Source organism: uncultured Alteromonas sp. (assembly GCF_963976965.1).
Taxonomy (GTDB): Bacteria; Pseudomonadota; Gammaproteobacteria; order Enterobacterales; family Alteromonadaceae; genus Alteromonas; species Alteromonas naphthalenivorans.
In genome coordinates this window covers 1-12,907 of the sequence record NZ_CAXBMP010000054.1, presented here as the reverse complement: position 1 = coordinate 12,907, position 12,907 = coordinate 1, and the positions used below count along the sequence as shown (strand labels likewise).

The 12,907-nt window shown below is 44.1% G+C and carries 10 protein-coding genes; 4 read left to right on the top strand and 6 right to left on the bottom strand.

Annotation, left to right across the window (positions count from 1 at the left end):
* The 3 genes from thyA to AAC006_RS20860 all read left to right on the top strand — a co-directional run.
* On the top strand, nt 1-341 hold a 341-nt coding region (gene thyA, locus AAC006_RS20870), incomplete at its 5' end, for a thymidylate synthase (protein ID WP_339892477.1).
* Nucleotides 342-350: 9 nt separating this feature from the next.
* Nucleotides 351-1,376, top strand: a complete 1,026-nt coding sequence (locus AAC006_RS20865) for a response regulator (RefSeq protein WP_013785511.1) — start codon at nt 351-353, stop codon at nt 1,374-1,376.
* On the top strand, nt 1,376-2,335 hold the full coding sequence (locus AAC006_RS20860) for a sensor domain-containing diguanylate cyclase (protein WP_013785510.1): 960 nt from the start codon (nt 1,376-1,378) through the stop codon (nt 2,333-2,335). The genes AAC006_RS20865 and AAC006_RS20860 overlap by 1 nt, the downstream gene beginning before the upstream one ends.
* 83 nt (nt 2,336-2,418) lie before the next feature.
* Here the strand turns inward: AAC006_RS20860 and AAC006_RS20855 are convergent, their stop codons facing one another.
* The 6 genes from AAC006_RS20855 to rapA form a co-directional block, all read right to left on the bottom strand.
* Nucleotides 2,419-4,605 (bottom strand): response regulator, encoded by a 2,187-nt coding sequence (locus tag AAC006_RS20855; RefSeq protein ID WP_126873171.1) that lies wholly within the window; start codon nt 4,603-4,605, stop codon nt 2,419-2,421.
* 248 nt (nt 4,606-4,853) lie between these two features.
* Nucleotides 4,854-6,188: an MFS transporter gene (locus AAC006_RS20850; RefSeq protein ID WP_126873172.1), complete on the bottom strand. Its 1,335-nt coding sequence runs from the start codon at nt 6,186-6,188 to the stop codon at nt 4,854-4,856.
* 118 nt (nt 6,189-6,306) lie between these two features.
* On the bottom strand, nt 6,307-6,630 hold the full coding sequence (locus AAC006_RS20845) for a hypothetical protein (protein ID WP_126873173.1): 324 nt from the start codon (nt 6,628-6,630) through the stop codon (nt 6,307-6,309).
* 137 nt (nt 6,631-6,767) lie between these two features.
* Complete coding sequence (locus AAC006_RS20840; protein WP_126873174.1) at nt 6,768-7,622, bottom strand: DUF3530 family protein; 855 nt, start codon at nt 7,620-7,622, stop codon at nt 6,768-6,770.
* Nucleotides 7,623-7,769: 147 nt separating this feature from the next.
* The gene (locus AAC006_RS20835) at nt 7,770-8,549 is read right to left on the bottom strand and encodes a pseudouridine synthase (RefSeq protein ID WP_126873175.1); all 780 of its coding nucleotides are present in this window, start codon (nt 8,547-8,549) and stop codon (nt 7,770-7,772) included.
* Nucleotides 8,549-11,377 carry an RNA polymerase-associated protein RapA gene (gene rapA / locus AAC006_RS20830; RefSeq protein WP_126873176.1) on the bottom strand — a complete coding sequence of 943 codons (2,829 nt, stop codon included), beginning with the start codon at nt 11,375-11,377 and terminating at the stop codon, nt 8,549-8,551. Before rapA ends, AAC006_RS20835 begins: the two co-directional genes overlap by 1 nt.
* A gap of 372 nt (nt 11,378-11,749) precedes the next feature.
* Between rapA and AAC006_RS20825 the strand changes: the two genes are divergently transcribed.
* The coding region (locus AAC006_RS20825) for a PIN domain-containing protein (protein WP_339892472.1) at nt 11,750-12,907 on the top strand (1,158 nt) is incomplete at its 3' end.

Below are 12,907 nucleotides of genomic sequence, written 5' to 3'. Positions count from 1 at the left end.
GCTGGCTTTATACTCACCCACCTAGCCTAAGTGTGCAAAATTGTGGGGGCATAAAGGGGTTAGGTATTCCTTTCAATATTGCTAGCTATGCTTTACTTACCATGATGATCGCCCAAGTGTGTGACCTTGAGCCAGGTGATTTCATCCTGACCTTAGGTGATGCGCATTTATATAGTAATCATCTAGAGCAAGTTGACCTGCAGTTAAGCCGAGAGCCTTTCGCGCCGCCCGTTATGGAATTAAACAAAAGCGTGAAAGACATTTTTGATTTTTCATTTGAGGACTTTACGCTTAAAGGCTATCATTCTCATCCCCATATCAAAGCACCCGTCGCAATATAAGGAGGTTTTGTGTCTACACCTATTCTTATATGTGATGATTCAGGTTTTGCACGACGCCAAATGGCACGCAGTATCCCAGATAGTTGGGAGGTTGAGATTTCATTTGCCGGTAATGGACAAGAAGCCCTTGAGGTTATCCGTGCTGGTAAAGGTGATGTGGTCTTTCTTGACTTGAATATGCCTGTTATGGATGGCTATGAAACCATGGAGGCCATTCGTAAGGAAGACTTACCTTGCTTGGTTATCGTGGTATCAGGAGACGTACAAGCGCAAGCGCGAGAACGAATGCTAGCCTTAGGTGCCATCGATTTCATTCGTAAACCAATTGATAACGAAAAGCTCACCAATATTTTATCCTCCTACGGCATTTATAGTGGTGTTTCTACTGCAGTACAGCGAGAAGCCGTTGCAAGAGACACCGATGCATCGTCATTGGAAGACAAGCTAGATGCGTACCGTGAAATGGTGAATATTGCTATGGGGCGAGCCGGTGAAAGCCTAGCGCAGCTTATGGGCGAGTTTGTCGACCTGCCTATTCCCAATGTCAATTTGCTAGAAAGTAATGAACTGTCGATGGCCATAGCCGAGATAAATCGCAACGACTGTGTGTCGGCAGTATCGAAAGGTTTTGTCAGTGCGGGAATTCGCGGTGAAGCGCTGGTTATTTTCAATGATATTAACTCACAAAACATTGTTGAGTTATTAAAATACGATGCCCATCAATCTACTGGCAGCCTAGAGCTTGAAGCGTTAATGGATGTGTCGAACATTTTAATCGGCGCATGCCTAAATGGACTGTCTGAACAATTAAACGTGTCGTTTAGCCATACGCTTCCTGTATTGCTCGGTCGTCATCAGGGGCTAGCTGCGTTACTAAACGACAATGTTAAGAAGTGGGGCAAAGTCATGGCAATCGAGATTGGTTACGCTATTAAAGCCAGAGATATTGCATTCGACTTGTTACTGCTGTTTCCCGATGAAGCGATGAACCATATTTATGGTCGTTTAGTGGATGTAGACAAGGAAGCTTCATAATGATTTCACTCACCCAAAACGGAAATTTGCCTGCTGAACTGCTCGACTCTATCGAAGTAGGTATTGTCGTGTTAGATAGAGATTTCAATGTAGAGGAGTGGAATAAATTCATGGAAAACCACTCTTCCATTCCACCGCACGATATTAAAGGCACCTCGTTGTTTAACCATTTTTCAGAAATAGATGAAAAATGGTTAAGGCTTAAATCAGGTCCGGTCTTCAACTTAAAAAGTCCTGTATTTATTATTTGGGAACAGCGCCAATATTTATTTAAATTTGGCGGCAATAGGCCCATTACTTGCCAAGCCAGTTACATGTATCAGAACGTGACCATGTTTCCCTTAATTTCTGAAACCGGTGAGGTTGAGAGGTTCTGTATCGTAGTTTATGACGTAACAGACCAAGCACTCAGCAAAATTGGTATGGAAAGGCTGAATGAAGAGCTGAAAACAGCCAGTCGAATTGATGGCTTAACAGGGCTATTTAATCGTCGATACTGGCAGGAGCGTTTTGAGCAATCTTATAAGTTAGCGAAGCGCCAAGATAAGGCGAGTACCGCAATGATGTTAGATATCGATCACTTTAAAAAAGTGAACGATACTTATGGTCACCAAGCTGGCGATAAAGTTATTCAAATGCTTTCTGCCCTTATTAAGCGCTGTGTCCGAGAAACCGATTTAGCTGGCCGTTATGGCGGCGAAGAATTTGCCGTTATTCTCACCGATTCCTCCGTTGAAAAAGCCGTCATAGTCGCTGAGCGTATTCGTCGTTTGGCCGAGCGTTTGGTGGTAGAGCATGATGGTGAAGAAATTACCTTTACAGTGAGTTTAGGCTTAGCTGAATTCGACCCTCACAGTAAAAGCTCTATGGCTTGGCTTGAGAAAGCCGATCAGGCGCTTTACGAAGCTAAAGAAAGTGGTCGAAACAAATACTGTATTAGCGCGCTGGCCGGAGCGTAACGCTGCTATTTACATCGTCGTTTTCGGTAGTATAAAACAGAGTTGGTGGTGCGCTTATTACACACCAACTCTGCGTCTACGCTCTATAACTTTAGCAGCGTCAATCCAAGCGTATTTTTCAATTCTTGAAAGGTTACAGGCTTGACCAAGTGGTAGCGAATACCTGCAAGCTCAGAGGCCTTTCTATCGTCTTTATGTGCGTTAGCCGTAATAGCAATTATAGGAATGTTCGGCTTCTTCTCTTTAATAATTTTTGCCACTTCTAAACCGCTTATATCAGGTAAATTAATATCTAACAAAATAGAGTCGTAGGACTCTTCACTCGCTAGCATGATGGCGTCATTACCATTGGTTACTGTCTTAGGTGAGTGACCCATGCATATCAGCATATTTTCAAGCATCTGTGCATTGATAGGCTCATCTTCTACCACCAGTATCTTGGCATGACTCACCGATTGATAGGCGGATTTATTCGGATGTGCTAAGTGATGAAGCGTATCTACAATACGGTTTTTATCAACTGGCTTAACAAAAGATTGCCATATTTCAAGCTTACTGTTTGCAATAACATTGGCAATATCTGGTGTCGCCGACAACACCACAATAGGTGGCGTACGCTTTCCGTAAATAGCATGAAGTGTTCGAGTAAGCTCTAAGCCATCGATACCCGGCATGTAAAGGTCAGCGAAAATGGCGGTGTATTGAAGTAACTCATCATGCAGACTTAGTAGGTCTGAACCTGAAGCAAAACAACGCGCGGAAAATCCTTCGCCCGTAATAATGTTTTGAATATGCAGTCGAGAAATTTCTAAATCATCAACGATAGCGAAGCGCGCATTGCTAGTGTTCGTTTTGGATGTTTCGATATCAGGTAAAGGCGTAATGGGAATAGTGGCAACAAACTCAGTGCCAATGCCTTCTTGGCTAGTAAAGGAAAGGCTGCCACCGAGTTGATTAATGCTTTTTTGTACCACGGTGAGCCCAATGCCAGCACCGGGAAACCGATGATCTAGCGGCTGTTCGCCACGGAAAAAGCGTTCAAAAATTTTAGGTTTTATGTCATCTGCAATACCTAGTCCTGAGTCTTTAACTTTTATGACTAAAAATATTTTTTTGTTTTTCACCAAAGTTGTGACATCTACGTGGATAATGCCATTGGGTGTAAACTTAACGGCATTGTCTAACGTGTTGCGGATGACTTTAGATAAGTTTGTGGCATCCCCTTCAATAAAGTGCGGTACGCTATGGTTGCAATGCATCGTGAATTCGACTTTTTTCCCTCTAACCTGAACGGAGTAAGGGGCAATGCATTCGTCGAGCAAGCTGATGAGGTCAACACGACCGATGTGTTTATCTTGTTCGCTGCCAATCGACAAGATATCCAGCAAGTTGTTGGTTAAATTCAATAGCCGATAGCATGATTGCTCAGCTTGTTGAATAAGCTTTCCTTGCTGCTGTTTCATGTTAGGAATAAGTTCTAGTGCAGTAATGATGGCACTAATTGGTCCTCTAAACTCGTGGCTCATTAAGTTTAGGAAGTCGCGCTTTTCATTCTCAAGTAAGGCTTCAGATTCTCGATATTTCGAAGAGATATGCGCTTCTTTCTTAAGTAGGCGAGTTCTATTTTGGTTGATTTTTGAGAAAACAAATAGCCACAGCGCCATAAGAGAAAGTGCTAACAAGGCGGTAATCACGAACAAGCTTACCTTGAGGTTCTGAGCACTGTGACTCAACCGATTCAAGGTGATTTGTTCTTGAAGCCGAATATCTCTAATGAGTGGCGAAAGCTGAAGCGGGGGGGATAGATAACCCGCTACTTCACTAGGGGGTAAACCAACAATAGTACGGAGCAAATAAAAAGTGACTTTCACCTGCTCGGGAAGTGAAAGTGAAGTGCTCATTTGTTGTTCGCTGATATAGGCATCTAAACTGAGTGCTTGGGTATTAAAGTCATCGAAATGCGCATCGTCAATTAAAAAAGCATGTTGAAAGTGATACTTTGCTTCAACGACAAGGGGCATTAATTCCCTCTGAATAGTGGCTATTTCATCTGAAGGTTGTGGCTTAGTAAGTGTCTCAATATGGTTTTCTATTTCAATGAGTGCATGATGCAGTGAGTTGCTCGCACTTAGCGATTGCGACAACGTATAGTGGGTGTGTAAAAAGTGGTATAGGTAGGCGAAAAAACACAATATAACTACGGCAAACCCTGTAGCGATGTATAAATTCCAATGCGTTGCTTCGTTAAACGGTACTTCATTCTTGCTCATAGCGACTCCATGCTACTACGCCTACTATTGGTCTTTTCTTGATTTTCTCTTAGACGTTACTAGCTTTCCACTTAGCCATAGGGCTTTCGCCAAACCCACTACTACTACGTTTTAATCGGCTACATTGAAGCCAAGTGAAAGCTTATCGTATGGCTAATTTAGGCCATCCTTTTACGAACTCATTCCTCATTATTGCTTATATGCACAGTAGTTTAACTTTAGATGGGAAATGAGTTATTGCAACCTTATTACTCAGAAGTTTTAGATTTTTCTAAATGAGTGATCTTATGTCGAATATTGTGTAAGAACAGCAAGCTGGGAATAACCATAAGTGCTGTAATAACAAAGAACTGGCTCCAATTACCGTCAAGGAAATCAACCACGAAACCACTACTGGATGCTACTAAGGTTCTTCCCGCTACACTTAGCGATGCCATAAGGGCGTATTGGGTGGCACTGAAAGCGCGATTACACAACAGGGAAATAAAAGCGACCATGGCCACGGTGCTCCAAGCAGCCGTAAAGCCGTCGATAATGACCGCAGCGGCCAGAAGGGTAACATCAGGCCCGGTAGTGGCAATAAGCGAGAACATAAGGTTGGAAGCCGCCATAGCAATGCCGGCAGTCATTAGGCCCTTGTAAATACCATAGCGAATATTGACCAACCCACCTATCAGAGAAAAGATAATGGTTACCCACCAGTTGAGCAGCTTTGAGTAAGTGCCGATATCGCTATTTGAAAAACCAATTTCTTTGTAAAAAACGATACTCATTCTTCCTAAGAAAGCTTCCCCAATTTTAAACAAGAATATAAACAGTAAAAACGACAAAGCGAGTTTTACGCCATTGCGTGAGAAAAACTCAGAAAAGGGGGCCACTAAGGTTTGTTTAAACCAAAGCGCTATTTTAGAAGGCGTTGCGCCTGTATTGCTGTGTGCTGGGTTCCCCGTTGCTTGGCTACGCAATAGGTCCCGATCTATGTCTGGCTCTTTAGCAAACACAGTAGTGACCATAAGCACAAGCATAAAAAGGGCGAGTAAACCGTAAATATCAGGCCAATACCAGCTGCTGTTGTCTGCAATAAAAAACGGGATGGCCCCAAGTCCACCATAACCCGTCCACCATCCTGCGGTGGCAACGGAAGAGGCAGCAGATAAACCGTCATTGTCATTTTCTTCAATAACATCAATTCGATAACCATCTATCGCAATGTCTTGAGTAGAAGAAAAAATGGCGATGAGCAAACCCACCAATGCCAAATAAAATAAGTGACTATTGGCCGATAACTGTGTCATCAACGCACAACACAGGGCTATGCCACCTTGCATGATGAAAATCCAGCCTCGACGCTGGCCAAGAAAGCGAGGTTTTACGCGGTCAATTAAAGGAGACCAAAGAAAATTGAATGAATAGACCGCAAAGATAGCACCAAACAAGCCAATGGCTGACCGAGATAGGCCTTCATCTTTTAACCAAGCAGATAGCACTGAACCAATCATAATCCATGGAAAACCACTGGTAATGCCAAATAGAAAAATACTGAGGTAACGTCGGTCGTGATAAGTTTTGAGAGAGTCTAACAATTGCGTTCCATGGCCAAAGCGTGATCCATTCGTATTGAGCCATGATCACGCTTGAGTTTCAATGAAAACGAGCAATAAAGGGTTGAATCACTGATAAATTAACGAATAAAGAAAGCCGCTAGGGGCGGATACCTACACAGTCGATGGGGCAGTGCCCTTTGCCTTCTAGGAACAATACACAATTCATTAACTCATCGACGAGGTATTTATCTGAACGTAACTTATCTTCTTGCCAAAAATGGACTTGATGAAGCAAATGCCAAAACACCCGCTCCTTATAAGTATAAGGTTGGGTAAATGTGTATTCTATCTGGCCCCACTCTTCCATGCTATCCCAAAAGAATAGCTCTATCTCCTCGATAGGAAGCTCTCCTTGCCAAAATGACCTCAGATAAAAACACAGCTGCTTGGCCTTTTTGTTTACGAATGTTTGAACAGTCATAGACACACAGCCGCCGTTATTAAAGATTAAAATGAATTATAGTTCAGAACACTCAGTGATACCTTGTGAAACATAAGGCACATGAGATAGATTATCTGTTTTGAGCTGTAAATTAGACTAGTTGGTTTAGATTCTAATTACCAGCCTAAATGTTGAGTCCATCCAAGAACGCTGCCAGCAATTAACTGAATTTTAGCGCTATTTTCATTGTCCATTAGACCAAAGGTTGAATTATGGGTTGAGAGTGACTGTTGTCTGTAGTGGAGTTTGAGGGAGGTGATGGCAAGTTGTTTTCGTTTCGTTTCTGTTTGCGACGCCCATGTATTGGTGTCGTTAATAGATAAATCTAATACCGGAAATTCTGTTCCGGCAATAAATTCAGGTACACCGCGATTAATGTCGGCATTCGGCCAAAAGGGGGTGATGGCGACTAAAGTGTCTGGTGAGGGAATAATGCCTTTAGAACCTAAATCCAGCAATTGTGCAGCCTGCATACCATAAGCAATGTTCATTCTAAACCCTTGATGACTTTCAAGGTGCGTATTAAGCGCATTGATTAAGATGGTTAAATGCTGACTGGACGATACGTAACTTTGTCGCTGAAGTCGACTGTCACTTTTCGGGTGAATGGCTTCATCAACGGGAAGGTCAGGCTCTTCTTCTAGCGTGAATGAAACTGGGCTAACCACAGCATGCCAACCTTTTTCATTCAGTAAACTGGCTAAGTGACGTGCATCCCCTATGGAAAGACCGCTAGGCGAGGCATCAGCTAAAATAATGGCGGCGCCGCGTGAAATAGGTAATGCTGAGGGGCTCTCAAATATAGGCACGCGGATTTCCCCAGCCATTACATAAGTAATGTCATCGGGTAAAAAAGCGTGGGTAATATCCTCATACAAGCTTTGGGCTTGCGCACCAGGCGCAAAATATCCCATCAAAAACATAAAGCTAAAGCTGCAACCCACCACGAGAAAGCGAAATAAACGTAACATGGCGTACCAATAAAGCACTCAACAGTTTTATTATCGGCTAAAGCTTTGAAAACTTCAGTTCGAACCAATAGTATTTTTTAGCACTTGGTTAATCAACCGCTTAAATGATAAAAGCTGAAACAGGTAGCTAAGAAGCGCCCCAAAGTCTCAATCTATAGATAGTGGGGCGGGGGAGTAATGGGCATAAGCAGTAAACGGGATAGGCGTTTGAAAGGTTAACCAGTCTTCCGAGGCAGGATGCGCAAAGCTCAAGCTTTCTGCATGCAACTGCAAACGTTCGGCCATACTCAGCGCTTCAGCATGAGCATACAACCTATCACCTAAGATAGGGTGACCTAACTCAAGCATGTGCACACGTAGTTGGTGGGAGCGCCCAGTAACGGGGTACAAGGCCACTAACGTTTCGCTTAGCTCACTCGTAGTGCTGGGGCTAGCACAAGAACTAGCGCTGGCGGCTGAATTAACGGGTTGAGGTGATGCTTTTGGTATAACGTCTACTACTTCATAATGGGTAAGGGCTTTTTTGCCTCGCTCAAAATCCACCATTTGCTTAGGACGGTTAGGCCAATCACAAATAAGGGGTAAGTTCACTTCCCCTTGGTTGCTTTTCACGTTGCCAAAAACACGAGCGAAATAGCGCTTCTTGGTTTTGCGTAGTTCAAATTGCTTTGAAATATGCCGATGGCTTTCTTTGTTAAGGGCCATCACCATAATGCCCGATGTGGCCATATCTAGCCTATGGACTACTGTCGCCGTAGGAAACACAGTATTAACTCTGCTAATGAGTGAGTCTTTATGTTCTTCTGCTTTACCTGGCACACTTAACAGGCCGCTGGGCTTATTCGCTACCAAGATGTCATCATCTTGGTAGAGAATGGTTAAATAGGGCTGTACGGGCGGGTTATAAACAAACGCTGGATTAGCCATTAAGGGTTATTCACCACTAGACGAAGGGCATCAAATTGCACATCAGCGCCTTGTATTACTTTGTCCAATGCGTTCATTTGATTTTCAATAAACTCAATTTCACTGTCACGTACTGACGGGTTACGCTTCTGCAAATCGACTAAACGCTGGATTTCACTGTTTAGGGTTTTATGCATGTCTTGCAGTGCATCGTGTAGCTTTTGATTCGCTTGTTGATGCGCCAGTTTACGGCTGCTCTCAATCGCTAAGGTAAGTGGCTGTTGAAGCGCTTTTATTAACTGATGCGAAATTTTGCGGTTTACTTTACGCTTTATCTCGAAGGTTAAATCTACTTGGTTACCTTGTGCATCTAAACAAATACGCAGTGGCGTTTGAGGTAAGAAGCGGCCAAGCTGAAGGGCTTTGGGGGCATTGGCGTCTAACACGAACAAGGCCTCTAACCAGTAAGCGCCCTTAGGGAGGTCAGGATCGGCGATAAAGCCAATGCTGCTCTTACCGTGCACATCACTAAGCACTAAATCGATAGCGGTATGTACAAGAGGGTGATCCCAACTTAAGAATTGCACATTTTCTAAGGTGGTAGCAACGCGGCGTTTATAGGTTACCGTCATGCCTTCAGGATCAAGCCCCGGTAATTGGCTAACCATAGATTCGGTTGGCATTAGAATAAAGCAATCGCTGCCCTTTTCTTCTTGTTGAACCCCAATAGCATCGAACAAACGGCCCATAAAACGTGACAAATCTTGCGAGTTATCAAGCAATATGATGTCTTCAAGCAACTGTTCAACGCGGCCTTCACCAGAGGCATTAAGTTCTAATAAACGGTCACGGCCGGCTTCCAACTGTGCCACTAACTGACTATTTAACGTGGTACTTAAGTTGATAAGTTCATCACGAGTATGGAGATCGTGAGGATGCAAACACGCACCAATCAACAAGGTTTTTACGTCGTCAAACACACCTGAGCCGGTAGGGCAGGTTTTCTCGAACGCATTAAGCCCTTCATGATACCAATCCACCAACACATGCTGAGCGGTGTTTTTCAAATAAGGCACGTGAATTTCAACGGTTTGAGTTTGACCGATACGATCTAAGCGACCAATTCGTTGTTCAAGTAAGTCGGGAGTGACGGGTAAATCGAATAACACCAAGTGATGAGCAAATTGGAAGTTACGCCCTTCACTGCCAATTTCGCTACACAGCAATATTTGCGCGCCATCTTCTTCATCAGAAAAATAATGGGCGGCTTTGTCTCGTTCTACAATGGTCATGCCTTCGTGGAATACGCTATGACGTACACCGGTTTGAGTGCGAATGACTTCACCAAGTTCTTGTGCGGTGCGCGCACTGGCACAAATCAGTAATATCTTTTCTGGTTTTACTGATTGCATAAAATCAAGTAACCAGCCTACCCGAGGATCTTCATCCATCCAGCTATTCACCACGCTTGGCATACGTTCAGGGTATAACGCATGGGTTAAATCACCACCGGTTACCGCACTTTCATATACCTCTGGCAGTTCAAGTTGGTAGCCAAGCAATACGCGGTCAGGAAAGCCTTCAATATTGGCTCTGCGGTTTCTAAACAGCATTCTACCAGTACCGTGGCAATCAATAAGCTGATGTACTAGTTCTCGGCGTGCTTCAGGTTGTGCTAAATTACCTGCATTTTCCATCACATCCGGGGCGAAGTCGGTTAGCTTAGTGCGCTGCTTTTCGTCCGGTGTGGTGTCTGAAAGTAACGGGGCTACCGCGTCAGCAAGCTGACTGTAACGCGACTCTTCTGTTAAAAACGCTTCGTAACTATGGAAGCGGGCAGGGTCGAGTAATCGCAAGCGGGCAAAGTGGCTTTCATGGCCAAGTTGATCTGGTGTTGCGGTTAATAGCAATACCCCTGGGGTTTCATTAGCCAACGCTTCCACCAAAGTGTATTCAGCAGAAGGGGCATCGGCAGACCACGCAAGGTGATGGGCCTCATCAACCACCATTAAATCCCACGACGCCGCTTGAATTTGTTGTTGACGTTTTTCGCTCTGACTTAAAAAGTCTATGCTACATAGCACTAACTGGTCGTTATCAAATGGGTTGGTTTCTCCATCATCATCTAAAGCTTCGCATCGACTTTCATCAAAAATAGCGAAAGGCAGATTAATTCTGCGCAGCATTTCAACTAACCACTGATGTACCAATGAATCGGGCACTAATATTAATACTCGCTGAGCGCGCCCCGTGCGCAGTTGCTGATGAATAATAAGCGCGGCTTCAATGGTTTTACCTAAGCCAACTTCATCGGCAAGTAAAACACGTGGTGCGTGGCGTCCACCCACTTCAGAGGCAATATGTAGCTGGTGGGGAATGAGCGAGATACGTGCACCCGCTAAGCCCAAGGTGCTTGAGCGTAAATAATCGTATTGGTGGTTCAGCGCATTAAGGCGTAAGTCGAACCACTTAGGGTGGTCAAGTTGCTCGCTGAACAAGCGCTTTTCAGGTTGGTTTAATCGAATATGGTGATCAAGCAAGGTTTCAGATAGGCGAACCTGTGCTTTGGTGTCTTCGCGGATACCGAAATAAATGCAAACGCCCTGACTTTCTTCAATTTCAGAAATCGTCATTTGCCAGCCGTCTTGGCTCTTTATTGTTTCGCCAATATCAAAGACTAAACGAGTAAGTGGTGCATCTTGTTTTGTATACATTCGTGCTTCACCCGTGGCAGGGAAAAACACCTCAACTGAGCGAAAATCAACACTAATAACAGCGCCTAAACCTAATTCGGTTTCAGTATTACTTAACCAACGCTGACCAATGGAAAACGGATTTCCTGAACTCATAAATCACCAACCTTTTTTGCGGGGGCGGTATTGTACGCATTGTGTATTAATAAGTCATTAATACTAGCCCATTTGTGCGTTTTAATCTTGGGTAGGAAAATGTGGTTGGAGGAGGAAGGCAGAAACAGAAGAAAAAAAATTTATCAGAAAAACAGTGCTAATAATGAAAATCTGGATTATGGTGGATTTAGCGCTTGTGATTGTTTGTTGGGCAAGCGTGTGAAGTGGCGGTGTTTAGGTAACTGCCACTTTTCGGTCGACGCGACAAGGAGTGGAAGTCCTGTTCGAGCGACAACTTCTTCTCCTTCAGCGGAACTGTTCCTAGCACGCTAATTTGTTGTGTGTGCCTGGCCTTATTTACCGGAGTAAAGGATGCCAAGAAAAAATTCCACTGATACAAAAATATACGTCCTCGATACCAATATTCTGCTGCACGAACCTCACGCATTTCTCTCCTTTAAAGAACACGATGTCGTTGTACCAATGACAGTGCTTGAAGAACTAGATTACATCAAAGACAGTAAGAAAGACGTTGCCCGAGATGCGCGAGTATCTATTCGTGCAATGGAAGACTTATTGCACGATGCGTCACCTGACAATATGGTGGCCGGTGTATCTATGGTGGGAATGGGCGCAGGTGAAACAGCACCCACAGGTTCGTTGTCTATTTATACTGATTTGGGCATGGCACAATCGCAGCAAGTGTTCACCAGTAATGAGAACGACAACCGCATCATTAATGTGGCCCTGCATTTGCAAAAAGCGAATGCACCGCAACAAGTGGTGTTGGTCACCAAAGATCTCAACATGCGCCTTAAAGCTAAAGGGGCAGGTCTTGCTCATGTAGAGGATTACCGCACCGACCAACTTATCAGTGATATTAAATACTTATCTCGGGGCTTCCATCGGTTTGAAGGCAATTTCTGGGACAAGGTTAAAAGCGTAGACAGTCGTACTGAAGGTCGTGATACCATTCACACCATTCCCAAAGCCATGCTGCCAGAAGCTTACATCAATGAGTTTCTACTTGATGAAAGCAACGATTTTGCTGGACTCGTTGAGGCGATTAACGGCGACTCTCTTGAAGTGCTCGATTTAGGCTATGAGCGCTTAATGGGCCGCCATGCATGGGGAATTACACCAAAAAACATTGGCCAAGCTATGGCGCTTCATGCGTTGCTTGACCCACACATCGACTTGGTGATCCTTACTGGCCCTGCAGGGAGTGGTAAAACCCTCTTGGCCCTAGCCGCCGCCCTTGAAATGGTGGTAGAGCGTAACATGTACGATAAGATAATCGTGACACGTAGCACGCCAGAAATAGCCGAATCGATAGGCTTCTTGCCGGGCACGGAAGAAGAGAAAATGTTGCCGTGGTTGGCGGCCATCACAGACTCATTAGAGGTGCTACATAAGCACGACGAAAATGTGAAAGGCTCTATGAATTACATCATGGAAAAAGCCAATATTCAGTATAAGTCGGTTAACTTTATGCGCGGGCGAAGCATTCAAAATTCTATTGTTATTTTG

Bases quoted from the DNA above. Each gene is read 5' to 3' on its own strand.
- AAC006_RS20840 (WP_126873174.1), bottom strand. From the start codon at position 7,622: ATGTTACGTTTATTTCGCTTTCTCGTGGTGGGTTGCAGCTTTAGCTTT.
- AAC006_RS20835 (WP_126873175.1), bottom strand. From the start codon at position 8,549: ATGGCTAATCCAGCGTTTGTTTATAACCCGCCCGTACAGCCCTATTTA.
- AAC006_RS20860 (WP_013785510.1), top strand. From the start codon at position 1,376: ATGATTTCACTCACCCAAAACGGAAATTTGCCTGCTGAACTGCTCGAC.
- AAC006_RS20855 (WP_126873171.1), bottom strand. From the start codon at position 4,605: ATGAGCAAGAATGAAGTACCGTTTAACGAAGCAACGCATTGGAATTTA.
- AAC006_RS20845 (WP_126873173.1), bottom strand. From the start codon at position 6,630: ATGACTGTTCAAACATTCGTAAACAAAAAGGCCAAGCAGCTGTGTTTT.
- rapA (WP_126873176.1), bottom strand. From the start codon at position 11,377: ATGAGTTCAGGAAATCCGTTTTCCATTGGTCAGCGTTGGTTAAGTAAT.